This is a genomic window from Nitrosomonas mobilis (assembly GCF_900103035.1).
GTDB classification, from domain to species: Bacteria; Pseudomonadota; Gammaproteobacteria; order Burkholderiales; family Nitrosomonadaceae; genus Nitrosomonas; species Nitrosomonas mobilis.
On record NZ_FMWO01000061.1, the window covers coordinates 32325 to 57775 of the forward strand.

At 48.8% G+C, this 25451-nt stretch carries 22 protein-coding genes and 1 pseudogene; 7 read left to right on the plus strand and 16 right to left on the minus strand.

All coding sequences use genetic code 11. The features are described from left to right. Window positions 1–151 precede the first annotated feature (151 nt). Entirely contained in the window at window positions 152–787 is a 636-nt protein-coding gene (locus NSMM_RS10820) for a transposase (protein ID WP_090287370.1), read from the minus strand. 291 nt (window positions 788–1078) lie between these two features. Here NSMM_RS10820 and lplT point away from each other — a divergent pair, with 291 nt between their 5' ends. Next, window positions 1079–2344, plus strand: coding sequence for a lysophospholipid transporter LplT (gene lplT / locus NSMM_RS10825; protein WP_090287371.1), 1266 nt, complete (start codon window positions 1079–1081; stop codon window positions 2342–2344). Here the strand turns inward: lplT and NSMM_RS10830 are convergent. From NSMM_RS10830 to NSMM_RS10890, 13 genes are all read right to left on the minus strand, one after another. After that, window positions 2309–3058, minus strand: a complete 750-nt coding sequence (locus tag NSMM_RS10830; RefSeq protein ID WP_090287372.1) for a uracil-DNA glycosylase — start codon at window positions 3056–3058, stop codon at window positions 2309–2311. The two genes, lplT and NSMM_RS10830, sit on opposite strands and share 36 nt — an antisense overlap. 39 nt (window positions 3059–3097) lie before the next feature. Further along, entirely contained in the window at window positions 3098–3556 is a 459-nt protein-coding gene (gene rimI / locus NSMM_RS10835) for a ribosomal protein S18-alanine N-acetyltransferase (RefSeq protein WP_245654776.1), read from the minus strand. Then, window positions 3553–4230, minus strand: a complete 678-nt coding sequence (gene tsaB, locus NSMM_RS10840; protein WP_090287374.1) for a tRNA (adenosine(37)-N6)-threonylcarbamoyltransferase complex dimerization subunit type 1 TsaB — start codon at window positions 4228–4230, stop codon at window positions 3553–3555. Before tsaB ends, rimI begins: the two co-directional genes overlap by 4 nt. A gap of 2 nt (window positions 4231–4232) precedes the next feature. After that, complete coding sequence (locus NSMM_RS10845; protein WP_245654777.1) at window positions 4233–4688, minus strand: TlpA family protein disulfide reductase; 456 nt, start codon at window positions 4686–4688, stop codon at window positions 4233–4235. A gap of 2 nt (window positions 4689–4690) precedes the next feature. Beyond that, on the minus strand, window positions 4691–6223 hold the full coding sequence (locus NSMM_RS10850; RefSeq protein ID WP_090287376.1) for a 2-isopropylmalate synthase: 1533 nt from the start codon (window positions 6221–6223) through the stop codon (window positions 4691–4693). Between the two features lie 209 nt (window positions 6224–6432). After that, the gene (gene pssA / locus NSMM_RS10855) at window positions 6433–7224 is read right to left on the minus strand and encodes a CDP-diacylglycerol--serine O-phosphatidyltransferase (RefSeq protein WP_090287378.1); all 792 of its coding nucleotides are present in this window, start codon (window positions 7222–7224) and stop codon (window positions 6433–6435) included. A gap of 10 nt (window positions 7225–7234) precedes the next feature. Continuing rightward, complete coding sequence (locus tag NSMM_RS10860) at window positions 7235–7888, minus strand: phosphatidylserine decarboxylase (protein WP_090287380.1); 654 nt, start codon at window positions 7886–7888, stop codon at window positions 7235–7237. A 114-nt stretch (window positions 7889–8002) separates the two neighbouring features. Beyond that, window positions 8003–9019 carry a ketol-acid reductoisomerase gene (ilvC, locus tag NSMM_RS10865; RefSeq protein ID WP_090287382.1) on the minus strand — a complete coding sequence of 339 codons (1017 nt, stop codon included), beginning with the start codon at window positions 9017–9019 and terminating at the stop codon, window positions 8003–8005. 108 nt (window positions 9020–9127) lie between these two features. Then, a complete protein-coding gene (ilvN, locus tag NSMM_RS10870; RefSeq protein ID WP_090287383.1) occupies window positions 9128–9619 on the minus strand; it encodes an acetolactate synthase small subunit in 492 nt (163 codons plus the stop codon). Between the two features lie 4 nt (window positions 9620–9623). Beyond that, window positions 9624–11327 (minus strand): acetolactate synthase 3 catalytic subunit, encoded by a 1704-nt coding sequence (locus NSMM_RS10875; RefSeq protein WP_090287385.1) that lies wholly within the window; start codon window positions 11325–11327, stop codon window positions 9624–9626. Window positions 11328–11528: 201 nt separating this feature from the next. Then, the gene (gene tldD / locus NSMM_RS10880; protein WP_090287387.1) at window positions 11529–12977 is read right to left on the minus strand and encodes a metalloprotease TldD; all 1449 of its coding nucleotides are present in this window, start codon (window positions 12975–12977) and stop codon (window positions 11529–11531) included. Between the two features lie 244 nt (window positions 12978–13221). Beyond that, a complete protein-coding gene (locus NSMM_RS10885) occupies window positions 13222–14082 on the minus strand; it encodes a carbon-nitrogen hydrolase family protein (protein WP_090287389.1) in 861 nt (286 codons plus the stop codon). A gap of 96 nt (window positions 14083–14178) precedes the next feature. Further along, window positions 14179–18114 carry a YhdP family protein gene (locus NSMM_RS10890; RefSeq protein WP_090287391.1) on the minus strand — a complete coding sequence of 1312 codons (3936 nt, stop codon included), beginning with the start codon at window positions 18112–18114 and terminating at the stop codon, window positions 14179–14181. A gap of 331 nt (window positions 18115–18445) precedes the next feature. On the opposite strand from NSMM_RS10890, the gene glnE reads away from it, so the two are divergent. Beyond that, window positions 18446–21220: a bifunctional [glutamate--ammonia ligase]-adenylyl-L-tyrosine phosphorylase/[glutamate--ammonia-ligase] adenylyltransferase gene (gene glnE / locus NSMM_RS10895; RefSeq protein ID WP_090287393.1), complete on the plus strand. Its 2775-nt coding sequence runs from the start codon at window positions 18446–18448 to the stop codon at window positions 21218–21220. A 52-nt stretch (window positions 21221–21272) separates the two neighbouring features. On the opposite strand, the gene NSMM_RS10900 is transcribed toward glnE, so the two are convergent. After that, window positions 21273–22247 carry an integron integrase gene (locus NSMM_RS10900; RefSeq protein ID WP_090287394.1) on the minus strand — a complete coding sequence of 325 codons (975 nt, stop codon included), beginning with the start codon at window positions 22245–22247 and terminating at the stop codon, window positions 21273–21275. A 148-nt stretch (window positions 22248–22395) separates the two neighbouring features. Between NSMM_RS10900 and NSMM_RS10905 the strand changes: the two genes are divergently transcribed. From NSMM_RS10905 to NSMM_RS10925, 5 genes are all read left to right on the plus strand, one after another. Further along, window positions 22396–22833 (plus strand): hypothetical protein, encoded by a 438-nt coding sequence (locus NSMM_RS10905; RefSeq protein ID WP_090287396.1) that lies wholly within the window; start codon window positions 22396–22398, stop codon window positions 22831–22833. A 71-nt stretch (window positions 22834–22904) separates the two neighbouring features. Further along, window positions 22905–23378, plus strand: coding sequence for a hypothetical protein (locus NSMM_RS10910; RefSeq protein ID WP_090287398.1), 474 nt, complete (start codon window positions 22905–22907; stop codon window positions 23376–23378). Between the two features lie 81 nt (window positions 23379–23459). Further along, window positions 23460–23972 (plus strand): hypothetical protein, encoded by a 513-nt coding sequence (locus NSMM_RS10915; RefSeq protein ID WP_090287399.1) that lies wholly within the window; start codon window positions 23460–23462, stop codon window positions 23970–23972. Between the two features lie 107 nt (window positions 23973–24079). Next, window positions 24080–24541 carry a hypothetical protein gene (locus NSMM_RS10920; RefSeq protein WP_090287400.1) on the plus strand — a complete coding sequence of 154 codons (462 nt, stop codon included), beginning with the start codon at window positions 24080–24082 and terminating at the stop codon, window positions 24539–24541. Between the two features lie 148 nt (window positions 24542–24689). Continuing rightward, complete coding sequence (locus NSMM_RS10925) at window positions 24690–25349, plus strand: hypothetical protein (RefSeq protein WP_090287402.1); 660 nt, start codon at window positions 24690–24692, stop codon at window positions 25347–25349. Here the strand turns inward: NSMM_RS10925 and NSMM_RS15260 are convergent. Next, window positions 25336–25451: pseudogene (locus NSMM_RS15260) on the minus strand (IS5/IS1182 family transposase); the annotation flags it as partial. The gene NSMM_RS10925 and the pseudogene NSMM_RS15260 overlap by 14 nt on opposite strands.

The following is a 25451-nucleotide window of genomic DNA, read 5'->3' on the forward strand; positions in this document are numbered from 1 at the left end:
CGTTCCAGTTTGAACCTTCACAACTTTATCCTGCTTTGACTTACTAATGAATTTCTGTTGGCGGCAAAGCCAATGAATGTATCACAAACCAGTATCGCTCTCACTTCTGTTGATAACAGCAAAAAACTCAACGAATAATACCCACCGCACTTTAAATTTTGGCACTCAAGCGTGACCTACCGATGATCTGGAAGCGATAGGTAAATAGCGAGCGTAGCGAAACGTGGTGCTGTTCTAGTCCGGCAAAGAAATTGCCGCACGCTGTTTTGAATTGGCAAAAGGTTTCGTAGTAGCGCCCATACAGTATGGTTTTCTTTAAAAATTTCCAGAACCGCTCGATCAAATTGAGGTTCGGTGCATAAGGCGGCAGAAAAACCAGTTCGATTCTGGAATTCGCCAGGTAGTCCTTCACTAACCGGGCATGGTAGTAACGGGCGTTGTCACAGATGACATGAATCCGCACGGCTTCTGGATTTTGTGGTTCAATCTGTTGGAACCGCTTGATGATCGATTGGGCATTAATGGTGTCGTCATAGCGGACAGTGGCGCTGAGGTCGTTGCAATCGATGACACCATATGATGTTGGGCCGTTGCCGTCCGCCTCTTTGCGCAGCAAGGCCATCAGTCCGCCTTTGCGGTAGCGCTTGTGATGGTTGCGCATACTTTCCCGATCTACCATCAGCGCCTGCGCGACTCGGCCGACTGGCCAGCCACTGCCAAGTAAGTACACGCCTTTGATCCGATCCGCATACCGCATGTCGCTGGTATCGCAATGCTCGTATTCCAACTCGCCGAGTTCTTGTTGTGTTAAGCAACAATGATTTAATATGAGTTTATTATAAATAAATCAGTTTGTTATATAACAACCCTAAATAAAATTCTGATTGGCGAGAAGTGTAATTCTATATGCGTCTATTACGCATGAAATGCTCTAAAAAATCTTCCTCAGTTTCTTGAGGGGGAGCAAAGGTATTATGACAAAATATGGATTCTTAGAAAAATCCTAAATCCTTAAATGACCAGGCTTGGCTTTCATGATATAAAGCGTGCTGAGTAGATATTGTTAAGGAGATAGGGCTTGGAGCGCGGTTTCTATACCATCATGGCGGCACAATTTTTTTCGTCATTAGCCGACAACGCGCTCTTGGTGGTTGCTATTGCCTTCCTGATCGATTTGCATGCGCCAACCTATCTCACGCCCATGCTCAAATTTGTCTTTGTCCTGTTCTATGTTGTTCTTGCGCCAGTGGTCGGAGCATTTGCTGATTCTATGCCTAAAGGGAAAGTTATGTTTATCAGCAACTCAATCAAGATCATTGGCTGTCTATTATTATTTCTGACGGCACACCAGTATACTGCACTGGCGGCTTATGGCGTCGTCGGTCTGGGTGCAGCGGCCTACTCACCAGCCAAATACGGCATTCTGACAGAATTACTTCCTCCGGGAAAACTGGTGGTCGCCAACGGCTGGATGGAGAGTCTGACAGTTGCTTCCATCGTAATCGGAACTGTCATCGGCGGACTACTGATCACTCCTGTCATCACGAGTACTTTAGTTGATCTTTCGCCTGCACTGATTGATACCCCCACAGCTGCCGGCATCATGGTAGTCGCCTTATTTTATACGACTGCTGCGATCATCAATCTGTTTATCCCCAACACCGGTATCGATCATCGACTGCTCAAGAAAAATCCGGTATTTCTTTTTCATGATTTTTCCCATTGCGTCAAGTTGCTATGGACTGACAGACTCGGACAAATTTCGCTGGCTGTTACTACCCTTTTTTGGGGAGCAGGGGCCACATTACAATTTATTGTGCTTGAATGGGCTGAAACCGCACTCGGTTATGCGCTCAATCAGGCGGCACTGTTACAAGGAGTAGTCGCTATTGGTATCGCCTCTGGTGCGGTATTGGCGGCAAAAATGATTTCCTTACGTCGTTCGGTTACTGTTCTGCCGTTAGGCATTGCTATGGGCATGGTCGTCATACTGATGATACTAGTCAAGGATTTATGGATTGCTGTCATCCTGCTGGTCATCATTGGTGCGCTGGCGGGATTTTTTGTCGTACCGATGAATGCGCTGCTGCAGCATCGTGGCTATATCCTGATGGGTGCAGGGCATTCCATTGCGGTACAGAATTTCAACGAAAATCTGGGAATACTGGTCATGTTGTCCGTTTATGCATTCCTGATCTGGCTGGATGTTAACATCTACGCCGTCATTGCTTTGTTTGGCCTGTTTGTATCAACCACGATGGTATTGGTACGTCAGTGGCACATCAACAACCAACGCAAACAGGACTCACTACATCTCATCGGCACGCGAAACAGGCAAATTTGATCCGATATTGTGCCTGATCCCCTGCATGAACGCCTGTGCAAAGCATAGATCTTCCCATGCCTTAGCCTTGTCGATCATCGACCGAAGCAGGTAAGCCGGGTGATAGGTTACGATGAGTGGGATTCCTGAAAAATCGTGAACCCTCCCGCGCAAACTCGCGAGGCTGTCGTGAGTATTCAGTAGATTCCCGGCAGCAACCTTGCCGAGCGCGATGATCAATTTGGGCTGAATCAGTGCGATCTGACGTAGTAAATAGGGGCGACATTTCTCTGCTTCAGTCGCTTCTGGATTGCGATTGCCAGGCGGGCGGCATTTAACGATGTTAGCAATATAGACGTCATGGTGGCGATCAAGATGAATTGCCTGCAGCAGGCTATCCAAGAGCTTGCCAGCCTGGCCGACGAAGGGCTCACCTATTTCATCCTCTCTGGCACCAGGACCCTCCCCAATAAACAACCAGCTGGCAGCTTGATCACCCACTCCAAACACGGTATTTTTGCGTGTTTTTGCCAGCGGACAAGCCATGCATTCTGCAACAGCCTGGTTTAACTGTACCCAATTCATGCAAGCAGTAAGACTTTCAAGTTCAGTCTTATCGGTACTGTTTTCCAACAGGGCTTGCTGACTCGATTTCACTTGGTGAGTGTCCTCATCTGGCCTGAGACGCCACAGTGGCAGCAATCCCAGTTCTTTAAGACGATTGTTATCCCACATGCTGAATATAGAGCAGATTTTCTGCGCAAATGCGCAACTTCATAGCGCTCGCCGCATCACTAGCGCATCTTCTTTACCACACATTGCCGGATAATATTCCTTGCGTATCGCGATTTGCTCGAATCCCAAACGTTGATAAAGTTTGGCCGCGTTAGTATTGGATACACGCACATCCAGCAATACGGATCTTGCTCCCCCATTTCCTGCTAATTCAATGAAGTATTGTAATAAATAGGCGCCACACCCTTGTTTCTGCCAGACAGAACCAATACCCAAGGTAAGGAGGTGTGCTTCATCCACACCCATCATCATTACCCCGTATCCCATTAACGTATCGTTTTCTTTTCGCGTCAGCGCCCGGCAGGCATAACCCGCTTTGATCGAATCTCGAAAATTTCCCAATGTCCAAGGAAAAATAAAAATCTCATGCTCAATCAGGATGACCTGCTCGAGATCTTCCAGATGCATTTCACGAATTACGGTCTGTTCTTGAATCACCTTCCCCGTTCACTTTCCTTCAATGCTACCTTGTCACGCAGATAAACTGGCAGCGCATGTTCTGCCGCCACTCCCTCTCCCCGCAAGAATTTATCCACTGCCAAATACGCTATTTCACGCGCGCGCGGATGAAGATCCGGCACAATCTTCAGCAACTGATTGCCATATCGGTCTGCAAGTGCCGCCGCATACACATCGAAACCACTCCCGCACGCTACCCATTCTTCCCCCTCAACGGCAGGAACAGATGCTGGATCGATCAGCATAGGCGTGTGAACGGTCAACCAGCCCTGATCGATTCTGGTATAGGCCGCAAAATAAAGCTCGCCCATCCGGGCATCCAGCGCAGCTATCACCTTGGGCATATTTACCTGCTGCGCCAACGCTTCCAGCGTGATAATACCCACGACAGGTATGTCATGAGAAAATGCCAGCCCCTGTGCTACACCACAGGCAATACGCAGACCGGTAAAAGCACCAGGACCTGCGCCATAGGCAATACCGTCAATCTGGCTAAGACTAAGCGCCGCTTCATCCAGCAAGGTCTGCAGCATCGGCAACAGCAGTTCTGAATGACGTTGCCCAACATACGTGTCCTGATCGCTTATCGTGCCATTCTGCCACAAAGCTAATGAACAGTAAGCCGTGGAAGTATCAATCGCGATAATGTTCAAGTTTAGTGTGCGCCGATAAATGCTTCTATTTCGACACGGGAAATAAGGCCAATTTTTCGTGCAGCAGGGTTACCTGTCGGATCATAAAGATACGTACTCGGCAGCATGGAAAGCTCATCTATCTGCCCCGCTATTTTATGATTACCCAACACGATCGGATAGGGAATACTCAAGTCATCAACAAATTTCATGACGGTTGCTGGATCATCGAACTCCATTGCCACGCCGATAATGACGATATCCTTGCGAGCTTCATGCAATGCTGCCAGGTCAGGAATTTCTTTCAGGCAAGGCGCACACCAGGTTGCCCAGAAATTAACCAGCACCCATTTTCCCGAGTAATCCGACAGCTGATGCGTTCTACCTGCACTGTCTTTCAGAGTGAAATCAGGTGTCTGTGCATCTACAGGGGTAGTCGCGACCAGAAACATTATAAAAATGGTTAATAGGTAGTGCATGTCTATACTTGGGGATGAGCCCGCTCCAGTTTGGTGTATAGTTTATTGCAAGCGCTCAGGTAAGCCTTGGCCGATGCCTCGACAATATCGGTATCGGCACCTTGGCCATTAACGATCCGGCCTGCCTTCTGTAATCTGACCGTCACTTCTCCCTGCGCATCCGTTCCGCTGGTAATATTGTTCACTGAGAATAACTGTAATTCTGATCCGCTGTTCAGAATTTTCTCGATAGCACGAAAAGTTGCATCTACCGGACCACTTCCACTCGATTCCGCTTGCCTTTCATTGCCTCCTTCTGCAATTACCACTCTGGCAAATGGTGGCTCGCCTGTCTCACTATGAACGACCAGGGAAATCAGGCGGTAATACTCTTCAGGCTGCTTGATTTCATCAGAAACCAGTGCCTGCAGGTCCTCATCAAAAATCTCATGCTTTTTGTCTGCCAATTCCTTAAAACGGACAAATAACGCATTCAATTGGTCCTCGGAAGTAACATCGACACCCAGTTCCTGCAAGCGACTACGAAAGGCATTACGCCCAGAGTGCTTGCCCAGCAACAGCTTGTTGGCACCCCAGCCCACATCTTCTGCACGCATGATTTCATAAGTTTCCCGATGTTTGAGCACGCCATCCTGATGAATGCCCGATTCATGTGCAAAGGCATTTGCGCCAACAATTGCTTTGTTCGGCTGAACTGGAAAACCAGTAATCCCGGAAACCAGCTTGCTCGCAGGTACGATATGGGTCGCATCGATGCGAGTATCGCATGGAAAATAATCCTGACGAGTGCGAACTGCCATCACAACTTCCTCCAGCGCTGCGTTACCGGCACGTTCTCCGAGGCCATTGATCGTACATTCGACCTGGCGAGCACCATTCATGACCGCTGCCAGCGAATTGGCAACAGCCAGTCCAAGATCGTTATGGCAATGCACGGAAAACACCGCCTTGTCAGAGTTGGGAATACGCTCACGCAGCGTCCGGATCAGTTGGCCAAATTGCTCCGGCATCGTATAACCAACCGTATCCGGGATATTCAGCGTGCCAGCACCCGCATCGATGACAGCCTCCAGAATCCGGCACAGGAAATCTATCTCTGAACGACCTGCATCTTCTGGCGAGAATTCGACATTATCGGTATATTGCCTTGCCCATTTCACCGCTTTAATCGCCTGCTCGATCACTTTTTCCGGTTCCATGCGCAGTTTGTTTTTCATATGGATCGGTGAAGTGGCAATAAAAGTATGAATACGGATATCAGCTGCACCTTTAAGCGCCTCGCCGGCACGGTCGATATCCCTCTCGATCGCACGCGCCAATCCACAGACAGTACTCTCTTTTACTGTGTCTGCCACCGCCTTGACTGCCTCGAAATCACCATTCGATGCTGCAGGAAAACCAGCCTCAATCACATCGACTCCCATACGCTCCAGTTGTCTGGCGATACGCACTTTCTCTTCCCGGGTCATCGATGCGCCCGGACTTTGCTCTCCATCACGTAACGTTGTATCAAAAATATATAAATGCTCTTTCATTACTTACCCCACACTACATTAGCTTGAATCGACGACAAGGCTATAAACGCCAGCCCGGAATATTGAAAAACGAAGGAAAGTTTAAATGATTAGCGCGCGGGGCGCAGCAGTCGGTTTGCCCGGCAACACATCTGTTCCAGGCAATTTGGATGCGGAAGAGTCAGCAGTTTGAAGCAAATATTCATCAAAGCAGTATAAATTATTTGTAATTATTTATGTAATGAGTTATCTCTCTGCAGGTTATTACGCTTTCTGTTTTTTACCAAGCGCCAGATTTTCATACCATATCCGGAAAACGTATAAAGTAAAAATAATCCGAACAATACTACTGGTGGGTGGCTTGGCACCAGCACAAAAACAAAAAGCAGTAACAGCGATACCACGAAGAAGGAAACCTTCTTGTGCAAATTAAACTCCTTACCGCTATAATATGGAATATTGGTCACCATGGTCAGTCCGGCAAACAATGTTAACCCCCAAGCCAACCAGACCACATCCGCACCACTGAGCTGAAAATCTTCAGCCACCCAAATCATGCCGGCAACCAATGCCGCTGCTGCCGGTGAAGGTAATCCCTGAAAAAATCGCTTATCCACCACCGCGATCATCACATTAAAGCGCGCCAAGCGTAACGCGGCACAGGCACAGAAAACAAATGCCGCAATCCACCCAATCTTACCCAGATCACACAATGCCCATTCATAAACAATCAATGCGGGCGCCACACCAAACGAAACCATGTCCGACAGACTATCGTATTGTGCTCCAAATTCGGATTGTGTGTGCGTCATACGCGCAACGCGACCATCAAGGCCATCAAACACCATGGCCACAAAAATAGCGATTACGGAATACGAGAAATTGCCATTCATAGCTTGCACAATTGCATAAAAACCCGCAAAAAGTGCCGCTGTCGTAAAAAGATTGGGCAGCAGATAAATACCCCGCCGCTTCATCTGGGCGTTACCTGATGGCTGCTGAAGCGGATCTAATTCCTCCATCTTCAGATTTTCATTGGTTTACAAGCTCAGCCAGGATCGTGGTGGTCGCATGCACCTTATCACCAAGGGCCACCCTTACTTTACTATTTAGTGGCAAATAGACGTCCACTCTCGAACCAAAACGGATGAAACCAAAACGCTGTCCACGTGACAGATGCTCTCCCGGGTGAACATGACAGACGATACGTTTGGCAATCAATCCGGCAATCTGTACGCAGGTTATATCCTGGCCAGCATCGCTTTTAATCCATAAAGCATTACGTTCATTCTCCAGCGAAGCTTTAGGCAGGCTGGCATTAAAGAATTTACCTGGGAAATACCACTGATTCTGTACTGCTCCATCCACCGGACTGCGATTGGAGTGAACGTTAAAAACGTTCATAAAAACACCTACCTTAAGCGCTTCACGATCCAGGTAGGGATCCTGGACTTTTTCAATCGCAACGATACGGCCATCTGCAGGAGCCAGTACCGCATTGGCCAGTGCAGGAACCAGTCTGGGCGGATCGCGAAAAAACTGCAAAACAAAAAAAGCAATTACCCAGAAAAATATGGCCCATGACCAGCCGGCAAACAAGTGTATGACCATGGCAGCGGAAAATGCTGCGGCAATGAATGGCCAGCCTTCACGGGCTATGATCGGGTGCGGGTAAGTATCAGTCATTATATAATTTTCATATCTGTTTATATTCCATGCCAACGTAAAGCAAAATCAGTTTTTGTATTTTTGCTCAACTTATCACTTGAGGCTTCATTACTGTAAAAAGCTTTTTGTCCGTTAATTTTTTGTTTGATCAACCAGTTTATTATTTTTGATCCACGGCATCATATCTCGTAATTTCGCACCCGTTTGTTCAATCAGATGCTCTGATGCGAGACGACGACTCGATTTGAGCATAGGCGCACCGGCACGATTCTCAAGAATAAACTCGCGGGCATATTCACCTGTTTGAATTTCGCGCAGAATCTTACGCATTTCATTACGTGTCGTTTCCGTGATAATGCGTGGTCCTCTAGAAATATCACCAAATTCAGCATTATTTGATACCGAATAACGCATATTGGCAATCCCGCCTTCATAAATCAAATCCACAATAAGCTTGACCTCATGCAGACATTCGAAATAAGCCATCTCCGGTGCATATCCCGCTTCCACCAATGTCTCAAACCCCGTCTGGATCAATGCCGTCAAGCCACCGCATAACACCACCTGCTCACCAAACAAATCTGTTTCCGTTTCTTCCTTGAAGGTAGTTTCGATGACACCCCCGCGTGTGCCACCATTCGCGGCGGCATAAGACAAGGCAAGGTCTCGCGCTTTACCGGATTTATCCTGATGAACCGCAATCAATGAAGGCACACCGCCACCCTGCACATAAGTCGAACGCACCAAATGCCCCGGACCCTTCGGAGCGATCATGATCACATCGAGATCCTCGCGAACAGCAACTTGCCCGTAGTGAATATTGAATCCATGTGCAAAGGCCAGTGAGGCGGCTTTTTTCAATACCGGCTCAATCTCTTCACGGTAAATGGAAGCCATGTGCTCATCCGGCAGAAGCAACATGACTACATCCGCATCCTTGACTGCCGCACTGACCTCCTTTACCGTGATGCCTGCCTTTTTGGCCTTATCCCATGATGCGCTGTCTTTACGCAACCCGACGGTAACCTTGACACCAGAGTCGCTGAGATTATTGGCATGCGCATGCCCCTGAGAACCATAGCCAATAATAGCTACTTCCTTTCTCTTGATCAGAGACAGATCTGCATCTTTGTCGTAATAAACTTTCATTGCTTCCCTTTTAATTAATATGAACAATTATTGTCATTTTCACCGAAAAAAGCTTATATCAATAACTACTCAAGTTATAAATCGATATTTATTTCAGATCGAAGCACGTTAAATTGTAAGCGAACGCTCGCCACGCCCCAGACCAGAGGCGCCTGTACGCGCAATTTCCATAACCAGACTGCGATCAATGGCTTCCAGCAGCGCATCGAGTTTCGTACTCGGGCCGGTGAGCTCAATCGTATAAGTTTTTTCGGTAACATCAACGATGTTGCCACGAAATATATCAACCAGCCGTTTGAATTCTTCACGGGCCGAACCAATCGCTCTGACTTTTACCAGCATCAGCTCGCGTTCTATATGATTACCATCACTCAAATCCACCAGCTTGACCACTTCGATCAGTTTATTCAGTTGCTTGGTGATCTGTTCGATGACATCTTCGGAACCCGAAGTTACCAGCGTCATACGCGATAGCGTGGGATCTTCGGTAGGCGCAACCGACAAGGATTCAATGTTATAGCCGCGCGCCGAGAACAGACCCGCTACGCGGGATAACGCACCCGCCTCATTTTCCAGCAATATTGAAATGATATGTCGCATGTTGTTATACCAGAATCATCTCGGATAGCCCTTTACCGCCAGGCACCATTGGAAAAACATTTTCGGTCTGATCCGTCACGAAATCCATGAAAACCAAACGGTCTCTCAAGTTGAAAGCTTCCTTCAAGGCGCCATCGATATCTTCCGGTTTTTCAATACGCATACCGACATGGCCATAGCTTTCAGCAAGTTTCACAAAGTCCGGCAAGGCATCCATATACGATTCCGCATAGCGATTGCCATGAAAAAATTCCTGCCACTGCCTCACCATGCCCATGTAGCGATTATTCAGACTGATAATTTTGATCGGCAGATGATATTGCTTGCACGTGGACAGCTCCTGAATGCACATCTGAATACTTGCCTCACCCGTCACACAGGCAACCATTGCGTCCGGGTTAATCATCTGCACGCCCATCGCTGCCGGCAAGCCAAAGCCCATGGTGCCCAACCCTCCCGAATTAATCCAGCGCCTCGGTTTGTCAAATTTGTAGAACTGGGCCGCCCACATCTGATGCTGTCCAACATCGGAGGTAATGAATGCATCTCCCTGTGTCACCTCATAGAGTTTCTCGACCACCATTTGCGGTTTGATGATCTTGCTGGCACGATCGTATTTCAGACAATCGCGCGCGCGCCATTGCTCGATCTGTTTCCACCACTCCTGTAGCGCGTGGGTATCGCCAGTTTCTTTGCTGGCTTTTAACAGATTGATCAGTTCAGTTAATACCTGAGACACACTACCGACAATCGGCACATCGACTTTGACGCGTTTGGAGATAGATGACGGATCAATATCAATATGAATGATCTTCCGGTCTTCGCTATAAAAATGTTTAGGATTTCCGATCACGCGATCATCAAAACGGGCGCCCACGGCAATCAGAACATCACAATACTGCATAGCCATATTAGCCTCATACGTACCATGCATACCGAGCATACCAACAAATTGGCGATCGGTTGCCGGATAAGCTCCCAGTCCCATCAAGGTGTTGGTGCATGGAAAATCCAGCATTCGTGTGAAGGTCGCCAGTTCCGTGGCGGCATCATCCAGAATTACCCCGCCACCTGCGTATATCATGGGGCGCTTGGCACCCAGAATCATTTGCGCTGCTTTTTTGATCTGCTTGATATTACCATTGACAACCGGCATATAAGAGCGCAGTGAAACAGAAGCAGGATAATGAAAAGCCGTCTTGTGCTGGCTGACATCCTTGGGAATATCCACAAGCACTGGTCCTGGCCGTCCGCTGGAAGCAATATAGAAAGCCTTTTTCATTGTTGTGGCCAGCTCGGCAACATCCTTGACGAGGAAATTATGTTTGACGCAAGGACGCGTAATCCCGACCGTATCGACCTCCTGAAAGGCATCCTGCCCGATTGCCGCAGTCGGCACCTGTCCACTAATAATAACCAATGGAATGGAGTCCATGTACGCGGTAGCGATTCCTGTCACCGCATTAGTAACTCCCGGACCGGAAGTCACCAGCGCCACACCGACCTTGTTGCTCGAACGGGCATAACCATCCGCTGCATGTAATGCAGCCTGCTCATGACGAACTAGAATATGCTTCACCTTATCCTGTTTGAATAATTCGTCATAGATAAACAGTACCGCCCCACCGGGGTAACCAAAAATATGAGTCACACCTTCTTCCTGCAGGCAACGTATGGCGATTTCAGCACCAGTCAGCTCAGCATTCATGGCGGAAAATTCCTAAATTCAATATATTATTTTTCATGATCGCAATAAAAAAGCTAGCGATCAGCAATCAATCGCTAACTGGACATTCTTTCAGAAGTGCCTCAAGCCGGGCAGTTTCAGAAAAATAAACGCTATCTTACTAAAAAACCGCTTTACATTCCTGCAAATATCAATAGAACGTTACGACAGCTTTTATTAGTGCTAGCCATTCGTCCCCCCCACGGTGATCCCGTCTACCCGCAGCGTAGGTTGCCCAACTCCAACCGGCACACTTTGTCCTTCCTTGCCACAGGTTCCTACACCCGGATCCAGCAACAAATCATTACCGATCATCGAAACGCGGGTCAGTACATCCGGCCCGTTACCAATCAGAGTTGCACCTTTCACCGGATAAGTGATTTTGCCATCCTCGATCATATAGGCCTCCGCAGCTGAAAACACGAACTTGCCACTGGTGATGTCCACCTGCCCGCCACCAAAATTGGCCGCATACAGCCCTTTTTTAACAGAAGCGATGATTTCCTCCGGCACCTTATCACCATTGAGCATATACGTATTGGTCATGCGTGGCATTGGAATATGCGCGAAAGATTCTCGGCGGCCATTACCAGTAACCGGCTGATTCATCAATCGTGCGTTCAGGCTATCCTGAAGATAGCCTTTGAGAATGCCATCTTCGATCAAGGCGGTGCATTGTGTCGGATTACCTTCGTCATCAATATTTAGTGAACCGCGGCGGTTCTTCAATGTTCCGTCATCCACCACGGTTACGCCACGCGCAGCTACCAGCTCACCCACCCGCCCGGAAAACGCAGAACTGCCTTTGCGGTTAAAATCCGCTTCCAGTCCATGGCCGATGGCTTCATGCAGTAAAATCCCCGGCCAACCGCTACCAAGCACAACTGTCATGCTACCCGCTGGCGCCGGTTTTGCCGTCAGGTTGATAACCGCCTGATGTACCGCCTTGTGCGCATACTCCTGCAGAATCGCATCGCTAAAATAGGCATAATCAAATCGCCCACCGCCCCCGGCCATTCCTTGTTCACGTCGGCCATTTTCCTCGGCGATCACCTGCAACGACACCCGCACCAGCGGCCTGACGTCCGCTGCCAGCAAACCATCACTGCGCATCACCATCACGACCTCATATTCTCCGGCCAGTGATGCCATGACTTGAATCACCCGTTTATCCAGTGCGCGTGCGAAACCTTCCAGTTTCTCCAGTAATGTAATTTTGTCAGTATTCTCACAGCTGGCGATCGGATCGTGCGGCAGATAGAGAGGAGATGAGCGAACATTCTGCCCCTGCCTAATGATTGCAGCGGGCCTGCTTTGGCCCTGCTGGGCGATGGCTCGTGTCGCCTGCGCAGCGGACATCAATGCCAGATGATTAATTTCATCAGAATAGGCAAAAGCTGTTTTCTCCCCACTGGTGGCGCGCACCCCCAGACCTTGGTCGATATTAAAACTACCGGATTTGACAATACCTTCTTCCAGCACCCAACCCTCGGAACGACTATACTGAAAATAGATATCTGCATAGTCGATACGATGGGTACAAATCTGGCCAAAAACTGCTTCCAGCTTGCCGGCATCCAGCTGGTAAGGCGCGAGCAGATACTGATCGGCTATTGAAATTGAATCATTCATTCTGAAAAAATCCCGAAAAATTAGGCCAGAAAATCAGACCATTCTGAGCAAAAAACTGGTGCAGTCACCATTCCTGTGTACCAGTAGTCTGTCGGACTTGAGGCTGATCTATTACGCCAACGGGATAACGGCTCATATTTCCACAATTACCCGTTGCATAATCTCGCCATGCGCCCCAAAATCGAGAAAACCTGCTTTTGCCCTCCCACCTGGCTTACTACGATTGCTTAAACCCGACAGACTCCTAACAGGGCAGCAGGCAGCGATGTTCCAGTGCAGGTAAACTGGTGCGAACACTGGTTTGATAAGCGTGATCAATATCCGCCACCACTACTCCTGCACCACGCGGCAAGCGCTCCAGGATAACCCCCCACGGATCCACGATCATGCTATCTCCATTGGTCTCTCTTCCATTGACATGGAATCCGCCTTGCGCTGAAGCTATCAGGTAAGCTTGATTCTCGATTGCGCGCGCGCGGATTAACGTTTCCCAGTGCGCCTTGCCGGTGATGGCAGTAAAAGCGGATGGCGCCAGAATAATATCTACTTTACCCATCATACGGTAAAGTTCCGGGAAACGTAGATCATAACAGATTGACAGCCCCATCCGGCCAAATGGAGTATCAAGCACTACGACTTGGTTACCGGGCTCAATGGTTCTGTTTTCAGCAAAATTTTCATTGCCCAGCGCGAGACCAAACAAGTGAATCTTGTCATAACGCGCCGCCAACGTGCCCTCTTGGTCGTAAACCAGACAGCTATTGTAAACTTTATCCGGAATGGAAGAAACCAACGGTACCGAACCGCCTACCAGCCAGATATTCAGTCGTTTGGCCGTATCACTCAAAAACTGCTGAATTATCCCTTCTCCAGGATGCTCCTGCACTGTGAGTTTATCGGTATCATTTATCCCCATTATGCAGAAATATTCGGGCAGGACCACCAATTTCGCTCCACGTGATGCCGCCTCTTCGATCAAGCGTAGTGCCTCATCCAGATTAGCACTGACGCTTGGACCAGAAGCCATTTGCACTGCTGCTACACGCACCTTTTCATGGGTATCCTCTGGCGAGCGCCCCGAAAACAGCCTGGTATCAGCTGGCATGATTACGTCCATTAAAGAAATCAGACAATTTACTGTTGGCATGCTGGCTCACGACCAGAAACATGAATTGCCAAAAATTTATTGGATTGCTCATTTTTACCTACCCTCCTTATTAATTTTTTCTCCTGGAATTTCACCATTCCCCTCGCCGACCTTGATTACTTCAGGCGCATCCCAGCTACCCGTAATAGCATACTCACTTAGCAACACGCGATCAAAAGGATTTTGCAGAGTCAATGTAGTAATCATGGACGCAATACCGGCCACAGGCGTGGCCAGCCCAAATGAAGGAAAGGATTTCAAATTTAGTGATTGTGTTTCGTTGACCATATCCAATTCGCCAGTTAATGCCAGGTTTGCTGAACTGCCTATCGCCAACGCATTGTGTAATGTGGCAACTCCCTGATCAAAAGTGATACTGCCGGACAAATAATCAAAGCCAAACCCTTTTCCCAACAAATCATTGAAATCCAGCATTAATCTACGCGGGAGGGATTTCAGGTCAAAAATTCCCAACAACTTGCCAATACCGGGTTTCAATTTAATCAATTGGCCACGTTCAGCAGTAATATTCAAGTTACCCGACAATGAAGGAAAATCAATGGAGGTAGGCTTGCCGTTCCATTGAAGATCACCTTCTACCTTGCCTTCCCCACGCGCGACCCAATTTTTCTGACCATGACGGCTGAGCAGACTGCCGATATTGGTAGTTTGAAGTCGCAGATTACCGTTCACCGCAAATGGCGGCATGTGGTTCTGCCAAACTCCTTTAGCACGTAATTCTCCGTCTGGGTACACAATCTGCAGTCTCTCCAGATGCCAGTCATTTTTTCTTTGTTCTGCACTTAGTGTCAAGCGGCCAAGCACTTCTTCATCAACCACTAGCTTATCTGCGGTCAGGTTGATACTTGGCCAATCGACTGGTGTTTGCTGACGACTCACAGGTAGCCAGGCGGCCTGCTCCGCTCGCGCTGGAATAATCAGTTTGCTCAATCGTGCATTCACCTGATGCGGAGCAGGCCCTGACCAGCCGATGTCACCATCTACCTCCCTGCTGGTAACACGCGCCGTCCAGGCGTCACCCTGCCTGTCTATCATCAAATGACTCTTATTAAAATAACTGCCCAGGTATTCGAGCTGATCAATACGTAAATCCAGGTAGGCAGACTGAGTAAGAAACCCATCCAGCCCTCGCCCGACTTGTCCTGATGCCACCTCCAGCTGACCATGCAACTTGATCAGCTCCCGCCACTGATCCCATTCCAGCCTGGAGATAGCTCCGTTTATTATCGTGCCGGTAACTATTGTCGACGGCTGACTATCCTTACCGAAGTAGATCGTGGTATGAATCGGCTGATAATGATAAGGCTTCTCGCGAATACGCTGAAATTGTGCTGTTATCACTTCACCAAAACGCACTGTTAACAAATCCTGATTCGGTTTGGTGAAATGCTTCTGAAAATGCAGAGGCATTTTCTCGGTAGCAGCTTTGGCTAACGGTGCCGGCAAGCTTAATTCCAGCCCCGCCAGATCAGAACTCACAACAACATCCACACTATCCGGCTCTATATCAACCGTGCTCTTCCATGCGGTTGATCCTTTGGCAAATCGTCCCCACAACTGTAACAAGCTCTCCGGCATCACTGAAAAATCGAGTGTCAGCGCATCAAAATTCACCCGACCATCAGCCTGTAAACGTAAACCACCGGAAGGTGAAGTGGTTGAAGTAATCGAGACCGGGCCGCCAAAAATCTCACCGTGCAGGTCCTCCAGAACCATGCCCCTTTCCGTAAAAACCAGACCACCATTGATCTCGTTCAAATCTGGAACAAAACGCCCAATATCGATTTGATTGTCAATCAGCTGATAACGGCCCTTCAATTTGGTTACCGAAAAATCTTTCTCATTCTTCGCCATATCAAGCTCCAGAGATAGTTTTCCCTTACCTGTTATTCTAGTATGACTCAACAACTCCTCAGCCGATGGAACAAAGTGGCTTTTCCTTACCAGATCAATCATTTCTCCAGAATCTCCACTGACCTCCCCATTGAGCTGAATTGCCGTAACGCCCGTCGAAATACCCTGAAGCGCAACATCCAGGTTTCGCAGATCGATATTGGCGATCTTCCCCTTGGCGAAAGATGCACTCAGATTATCTTCCTGCAGGGACAACCTGCCAGATAGATTAGAGATTTCAGGCAAATCATCGGGCAGCTTCATCCGCACTTGCCTGACCTCTGTCTGAGCGCTGACCGCGATGACTTCCTCTGGCGCCAATTGCTCGCTCTTGTCCGTATCCTTCAGACTCCCGGTTACCTGAAAGTTAGTCTTGCCTAATTTACCCGCTACACTTACATCGTTGACTGACTGACGTATTTCCTTATCCGGTAACCAGGCAAGCTGCTTTTGCAGCAGAGCCAGATCCCCCCTGGAAAGACTGCCATCCAACACAAGCTTATTATTAGAAGCCAGCCCTGCAGGACGATAGTAGCCATGCACGCTACCTGCAGCTTCCTTACCGGAAAAAGTAAGGTCACCCAGTGCCAGCAGTGTCAACCCTTGTTCGGGTAATGAACGCCAACCAATTTGGCCCGTCATCGAATCGAATAACCATTTCTGGTTAGCCGATTTTTCACCGGTAATTTGTAAATTTTGCGAAGCCAATGTCATCATCCCGACCGATTCAGTTGCCCGAATAGTACCGCTCAGTCCGGCAACCGCCGGATAGCCACCGTAAGGCTGAGTAGAAAGATTGCTGAAATCTGCCTGCAGACTGAACATCCATTTGTCAGGCTGATTTTCCAGCCACCCCAGCCTCATCCGGGACGCCACTCCCATAGGAGAAAGATTTAAAGCAAGATTGCGCCAGTCTTCAGAAAGTGGCAGACTCGGCAGCAGATTAGCCAGCAGACCCAAATCGAGCCGATCAATCTGCAAACGATGCTGCAACGCCACCTCCCGGTTTTTACGGAATCGCTGCCAGACAAGCGAACCTATTTGTAACGGTGCCGCATCTCTCAGACTAATACCTACATGATCCGCATACCAGTATGTTCCGATCTCAGGAAAATCAGGCATCCACGCTTGCCCCAGCCTTCCCTGCAATCTGTCCAGCCATAGCCAAGGCAGCTGTTCTTCAAATCGTATCGCGGTATCCTGCAGTGCAATATCTGCTGTCCATTCGTTTAATTCACCTCTGTCAATATCGAGCCAGGCACGGAATGTTCCCGCACCACCCGCCAGTTCGTACCCATCCGGCAGAGACAACCATTGCAGCCAGTTTTCAAGCACAAAATCCTGTAAATTGACATACAAACGACCTTGCCAGGCAGACCAATCCTTGACTGAGGCACCCATAAAATCTCCGCGAATATCGATTCCGGAGATCAGATCAGCCGAAGTACGCACCTGCAGCCCAAAACGGTGCTGCTTCCCTCCGCGATCATTCTGTAAACGAAAATTTACGCTATCAAAGTAAAGTACTGGTGCTGAACGGAACTCATCCTGCCAAAAAACAGCAGCCTGCTTAACGATCACCCGCCGCTGGTGCAGCAACCAGTCACCAAACCCTCCTTGGTCTTCACTGGCCTGCAGGGCTACTCCGGCAACATGCAGACTGCCCTGCATGTCACGGCGTATCAGCAAAGCCGGTTGATCAATGATAATTTCATGAAAATTGATCTCTCCACGCAGAACCGAGCGCCAGGAAACCGTCCCCTCAATCTCGGAAAATATCAGCACCGGATTTTGCGCCGCATCAAATACCCGCACGCCGTGCATCAGCAAATGAGGACGCAACCCATCCCAATTGGCTTCGATACCGTCAATTCTGATTGCCTGCTGTGCAGTACGCGAAATTACTGTCGCAATCTCCTCGCGGTAATCACCAATATTTGGCAATATCCAGTAACGCAAGCTTAATAACACCGTACTCGCGAGCAATATCGAGAATAACCCGCACCAGCCAGCCAGACGTACCAGATAGTGCGACATGAAACGATTCAGCATAAAACGCTTTCCAGTAAACGACATCTCTAGGGCACCTCTAAAATCTCAGAGTTCTGAGTAAGACCAGGCGCGAATAAAAAATGTTGGCGCAGCACACAATTGATATGTAAGGAAACATTTTTTGTGAGTAACGAAGTATTGTGGCGAAATATGAATTTTTAGAAGCCTTCTAATCGACAGAACTGCCAATGCAGCACTCCAACCAAAACAATAAATACCAGAGCAGCCTATAATTGACAGCCTGAGAGGCCATTTTTTATGTGCAACAAAAAACTACGAATTTTAGAAGCAAACCGAGAAATATTCTAATTGATTCCACCAACAGTTTTCGATCGAGGCCGCTCCCCAACCAGTTATGACATCACCACCTGACAGCACTTTACTGCTGGGCAGCATTCTGCCTTACAGCCGATATATGCAAAGAACACTCGCAAGTGAACCTGCGTTGGAAGATGCCCTTGTACAGCACATGCAGCATGCCTTCAGTGAGCAAGAAATGCTTAAATTTCTGCAAACTGCGGCTGCAACCAATGAAGCAGGGCTGCGTCGATCGCTCAGGCAACTGCGCAAGCGGGTCATGCTACGCCTTATCGCACGTGATCTCACCGGGTTGGCGGATTTGAATGAAGTCATGCTGACTATGACCGCTCTGGCAGAAACCACGATTCGTTTTGCACTTGAATTACACCATGCCTGGCTGGCCGACCCTACCCGCCATGGTGAGCCGATAGGTGAAAAAACTGACACTCGTCAGCAACTGCTGGTCGTCGCAATGGGTAAATTAGGCGGCAGAGAACTGAATGTCTCTTCCGACGTAGACCTGATTTTCATCTACCCGGAAGAAGGCGAAACCACAGGCGCCAACCCAATTGCCAACCATGAATTTTTTACCAAACTGGGACGCAAGCTGATTGCGAGTCTTAATGATTATACCGCGGACGGCTTTGTATTCCGGGTAGACATGCGTTTGCGTCCGTATGGAGAAAACAGCCCTCTGGCAGTCAGTCTTGCCACACTTGAAGACTATTTCGTCACACATGGACGCGAATGGGAACGGCATGCCTGGATAAAAAGCCGGGTCATCGCCGGCTCTTCGATTGCGGAGGCTGCCCTGATGGAACTGGTTGTGCGTCCGTTCGTATTCCGCAAATATCTCGACTTTGAAGCCTATGAAGCCATGCGGCGGCTACATGCCCAGCTGCGCAAGGAAATTTATCGACGTGAGCTGCAAGACAATATCAAACTTGGACCCGGCGGTATTCGCGAAATCGAATTTATCGCCCAGCTTTTCCAGCTGATTCGCGGCGGATTCGACGCTGATCTGTGCATCCGCCCTACCCTGGCGACCCTGAAACGCCTCCGGCAAAAGCAACCAGTGCCCGCTCAAACCTTTGATGAATTGATCGACGCGTATCAGTTTCTGCGTAAATTGGAGCATCGCTTGCAATACCTTGATGATCAGCAGACTCAGGCTCTGCCACAGAATGCTGATGACCAGATATTGATCACCAAGACAATGAATTTCAGAGATTATGCAGAGCTTCTACAGCAACTGGATCATCACCGCAAAATAGCTTCACGTCATTTTGAACTGATTTTTGCAGAGCGGCACAAATCCGGCAACCATAACTCACTGGCCAGTCTAAAGCTCGAAGGGACAGACGGGGACTCCACGCCCAAAGCCTTCAACCAGCAACTTAAAGACTTTGGTTACGCTGATCCCGACAAAATTACCGGGCGAGTACAACGATTTTACGACAGCGATTTTTTTCAGCAACTTCCTTCCACCAGCCAGGAAAAAATACTTGGCCTAATGTCCAGCCTGATTGAAGTTATCGCACATTTTCCACAGATTGAAATCACGCTTGAGCGGATGTTACAGCTACTTGAGAAAATCAGTCCTCACCCAGGCTATCTCGCGCTACTGCAGGAGCAACCACAAACTCTGCCACGCGTCGCCAAACTCGTCAGCGCCAGCCAGTGGACCAGTGATTATCTCGGCCGACATCCCATTCTGCTCGATGAACTGCTCACCCCGCTTGGAGTGCATGCTTTACCAGACTGGGTGGTACTCGAGGCCGAGCTCGTCCATCAGCTTTATCACGCCAACATACCGAAGGCAGAACTGACAGAATGGCAAATGGATGTTCTGCGTCATTTTCAGCATGCTCAGACCTTCCGTCTGCTGGCAGTCGATCTGGAGGGCAACCTGCCACTGGAGAAGCTCAGCGACCATCTGGCCGAACTGGCCGGCCTCATTCTCGGTCACGTATTACAGCTTGCCTGGCAGGGCCTCAAGAAAAAACACCGTCCCGACCCCGTCTTTACCATTATTGGTTACGGCAAACTTGGCGGCAAGGAGCTGGGATACGTATCCGACCTGGATATCGTGTTCCTGTACGACGACGACGACCCGGATGCGTTAGCGGTTTATACCAAACTTGCACAGAGCATCAACCACTGGTTAACCGCGCATACTTCCGCTGGCGTGCTATATGAAATCGATCTACGCCTGCGACCCAGCGGCGCCACGGGATTACTGGCCAATTCCATGGAAGCGTTTGCCAACTATCAGCATCAACTTGCCTGGGTATGGGAACATCAAGCGCTGACCCGCGCACGTTTTGTCGTTGGCGATCAACAGGCAGGAGAAAAATTTGAACAGTTACGCAGGGAAATACTTTGCCAACCACGCGAACTGACGCAGCTCAAACAGGACATCACCATGATGCGCCGCAAGATGCTCGATGCCCATCCAAACTCCACCAGCCTGTTCGACATCAAGCATGATCGCGGCGGCATCATCGACGCGGAATTCATCGTACAATTCCTGATATTGGGCTACGCCCATCAGCATCCACAGCTAACCGACAACATCGGCAACATTGCACTGCTGAAACTGGCGGGAGAACTTGGTCTGATTCCATCCAACCTGGCTAACACCGTGCCCACCGCCTATCGTGAATTTCGCCGCCTGCAACACCAGCTGAGATTAAGCGGCACACCCCTGTCCCCCGGTGGCACGCCTGCAAAAGGCGTTTCTCAGGTATACGCCCGCATATCCGCTGACCACCTGACCGATGCACGCCAGGCCGTTCTGCAATTGTGGGAAGAAGTATTCGGAGAATGACCGCAACCAAATAAATAGTGAAATAGTGAGAACTCCCGGCAACCGGCCATCATCACAGATGATCGAGCGGGCTTACTACTGCCTTACCACTCTTGTTCAACACATACGTATAAATCATTGTCGTCGCCACATCGCTATGCCCAAGCAATTCCTGCACAGTGCGAATATCGTAACCGGCCTGCAACAGATGGGTTGCAAAACTATGACGAAGGGTATGCGGTGAGACCGGCTTGGCAATTCCGGCGGCCAGCGCCGCTTTCTTGACATAACGCTGCACCTGTTTTTCTTCGACATGATGGCGACGCTCAATCTGGCTAAGAGGATCGACCGAGTATTTTTTGGCGGCAAACACATACTGCCAGCCCCATTCCTTTGCCGCGCCAGGATATTTGGCCGCCAGTGCATCGGGCAACCACACATTCGCTTTGCCGAGACAGACATCCTCATCATGCCACTCACGGCGCAAGACAAGCTGGGCACGCATCGCTTCCAGCAAACTCTCGGGCAACATCGTCACCCGATCTTTACCGCCCTTACCATCACGCACAACAATTTCCCGCCGCATCAACTCCACATCTTTTACCCGTAGCCGCACCGCCTCCATCAACCGCATACCCGTACCATACAGCAAATGGATGATCAAACCGATTGGCGCCGGCGCGATCGCCGTCTCCCGCAGTAACTTCTGAACTTCCAGAATCGTTAAAACCACCGGTAATCGCCGGGGTTCTCTGGAGCGTTCAAAGTTATCCACCCACGGCAAATCAACTGCCAGCACCTCGCGATAAAGAAACAAAATTGCCGACAGCGCCTGATTCTGGGTAGATGTGGAAACATGACGCCGGGCAGCCAGATGGGTTAGAAACCTCTCAACCTCAGCAGCACCCATCTCCAATGGATGACGCTCATCATTAAAAGTAATAAATTGCTTGATCCATGAAATATAGGTATTTTCTGTACTCAGGCTATAGTGTTTGAAACGAATTTTCTCACGCACCTGATCAAGCAGTTTCTTAACGGGTGGCATTGTCGTATTTATTATTAAAGATTGTCCTACTGAAGTCGTTACAATTTTAGGATATATTACAAATTTTTTAATAATTTTTCTGATTATACGACATCACCACCTGAGTTATAGGGCAGAATGTCGTATACATTACGTTAGTGCTATTTAAATGAAACGTACCGATGCGCAAGAAGAGCAAGAGGGTTTTGTTCGTGGATTTCATGACATTCCTTCTGATAATAAATTATGCCAAATGTCGTTTGTTGAGCTTGCCGCTGAACTCACAGCATCCGAAAATGATTCGCCAAAGTTCATTGCCATCGAGCGTGAGTTGAAGAAACACATTGCAAAAGACCAAGCCAAAATTAACCTCCCAAATATGCTTTACGCCGCCTGTGTCGGCGGCACTTTCGCACTCGCTGGCGTTGTGTTGGGCTACTGCCTAAAAAATGATGTAACCTCAACCAGCTCCGTGCAAGGCGTTGAAAAAAGCGCACTCTACCCAAGCCTGCAAAATGGAAACGCCCCGGTTAGCAAGCCATCCGTCATGCCGCCGGCCATACACCCAGCACCAGCTCAAAACAATGCACAGCCAAGCAAGCAATAGTCCTCTAACCCGGCGTTCAACACGGACGCTCCTTCGGCGCGCCGGTTAACTCTACATTAGGCAAAAGCCCCATGAACCACACAGATCAAATCAAAGACCTTGCGACGACCGTAAACGGCAGCCTGACTGTCTATATCGCTATCCACAATGCAATCTTCCGGGATGCAGCCACCTTCAAGAGCTTCCTGAAGAATCTCTTCGGGCGGGGTGTGCCTATGTCGAAGTTGCTTGAGGATTCCGAAGGACTCTTGCCGCTATGGGACTCCATTCACAAGAAAATAGAGGTTTTCCGGCAGACAGCCTACTTATCCTTGTCGAAAGATGAAAGATACTATTTCGACATCCTGTCACGCTACGTGGCTGCTGTCCGAAAAACCGTCGCGGCACTAGTTGACCGACAGCGTTTAATGAACGAAAAAAGTAAGGGAAATCCAGTGACTTGGGAAGCTTTTCAGCAGAAAGAAATGGCCTATCAGATGGCAGTCCAACAATACACGGCGATAGGTCAGGAATTGAATGACGCAGCCCCTATTATTTTTGGATGAAAAAGCCGAGCCAATTGCTACAGTCACGGAGAGAAGCGTCTGAATTCTAACGAATGGTATTACGAAGGAGGGTCGTGCAACATGTTTGGTTTATTTAAGAAACAATCACCACCAGAAGAGTTAGTTGACAAGCTACGACCTCATTACGCGCAAGTCGTGTCTCTCGTTAATACCATTGATGGGCCGTTCTCTAAACTTTATGAGGCAGGCATTTTCGTTTCGTCTGTGGCCACCTCAAAGATTTTGACTTTTCAGAAAGTTGATCCGCCAGCATTCGCGGACGAATTTAATGCTATGTGGGTTAAATACCTTATCGGCAGCTATTCAGTTGACGGGAAAAGTCCATCCAAGAATGTGGTCGTGTCACGGCTGCAAGAGGAATTCCCTGTCTACCGTGAACTCTTTTTCGATACGATTGACCCCAGTCACAAAGAGAAAGCTCACGACAATGCAGTTACTTTAATGATGGTGCTTTTTAGAAATTGCACAGGAAAACAATCACCAGAAGGTAAAGGCAACTTCTTAAATCTTATGCTTGCCTCCAGCCAGCTTGTAGGTATTGGTTCACGCATTCTCAAAGAGATTAACGAGTGATTTTTATAAAAAATACAGCACCGGAAATGCCTAACACTACGCTCCAGCGGGGCGCTGCGCGATAAAGCCGCGCAGCGCCCCTGAGCTCCACGTTGGGGCCTTGAGCCATGAATGCTTGGCTACTTACTTGGGAATGGACATCAACCGAGCCGACCGAAAAGATCGCTGCGATCTTGTCGTCCCGTCGTTCTGATTCAGCGATTGCAGACCTTATGGAATTGCTTGTTCTCCGCTCACGATACCCTGCAAAGGAGGTTGCCTACTATGCCAACCGCAAGCGCGAGATGGTTTATAAAGCCCAAACACCTCTTGGCATCAATGGCGTTCCACATGGCGAACGTATCTTGTGTGGTCACGATCCGTGGCTCTACGGAAGGAAGGTTCGAGACCTAAAAGTTACGGTAGACGAAGCCAGCGATGAAGAGATTATTACTTGGCGAGAACCAAATGACTTCAAGTGGGCTGATGATTCAAAAAGTTCAATCGTCGTCGCAACCGAAGGCGCGGTTAAGCAATGGCGTCGCCCTAACAAGCCACTATCCAAGGATGTTTGGGCATGGGAAGTGTGAAAGTCGGCCCCAACCGAAAACATGGGGACAGGTCGCGAATTGAGAATATTATCGATAAATTCGGTATATTTTTTGTTTCATGATCTTGTGGTGTGCGCATTGTCTATACTGGATTCGTGATTCTGTACCTGACCCCAACGGTGCGGGCATGGGCGAGATATCCATCATAAACATAACGGTAAATCGGAAAATCACTGCGAGTGAAGCCGAGCGTCTACTCAAAGAAGAAATTCAAAGAGCCACTACTCTATTTCCACCCAAGGGCGAACTGATGGCTTATGCCTGGCTTGAAACCAATCCTGCTGCGGGTTCCGAGGAAATGATTAAGCTTCCAGACGGCTCAAACTTCCTCATCTACTCGCCGAAAACCAAAACAGCGCAGACAGAAAAGCAGTACGACACCTCGAAGCAGAAGCCACCACAAGCCGGCAAAGGAATCAAAGTCGATGTTTCGCTTGAACTGGAGCGAGGAACCGATGGCCGAGTGCGCATTCTTGGAACAACGAATCTTCCTCATGGCATGATCTTAATGACTGACCTTCGTAAAGTTGGCGCCAAGTATTTTGCACAAGACAAGGTTGAAGTTATCAATGGTCGTATTTCAACCACTTGGTTTAGTGATGGCGGCAAAGCACCACCATCTGGCGCGTACGAAGTGAGCATCTCTAGTCCACTTCCAGCATTGCAGTCGGTCGCTGTACGCGCTGTCATTGGCCAGACTGGAGAAAATCTTTCAGGTCCAATTAGAACGTCAATGGGTTCAAAGATGGTTGATGTCACTGTTAAGAACTTGTTCAAAGTCTTTTGAGTAGAAGGGCCAGGAAAGCCAAGTGGATGAACTGCAAACTGGTGTTAATCATTCGCTCGCAGTTCTTCCACAGTCTTCTATTCTTTTCCAGCCAGGCGAAAC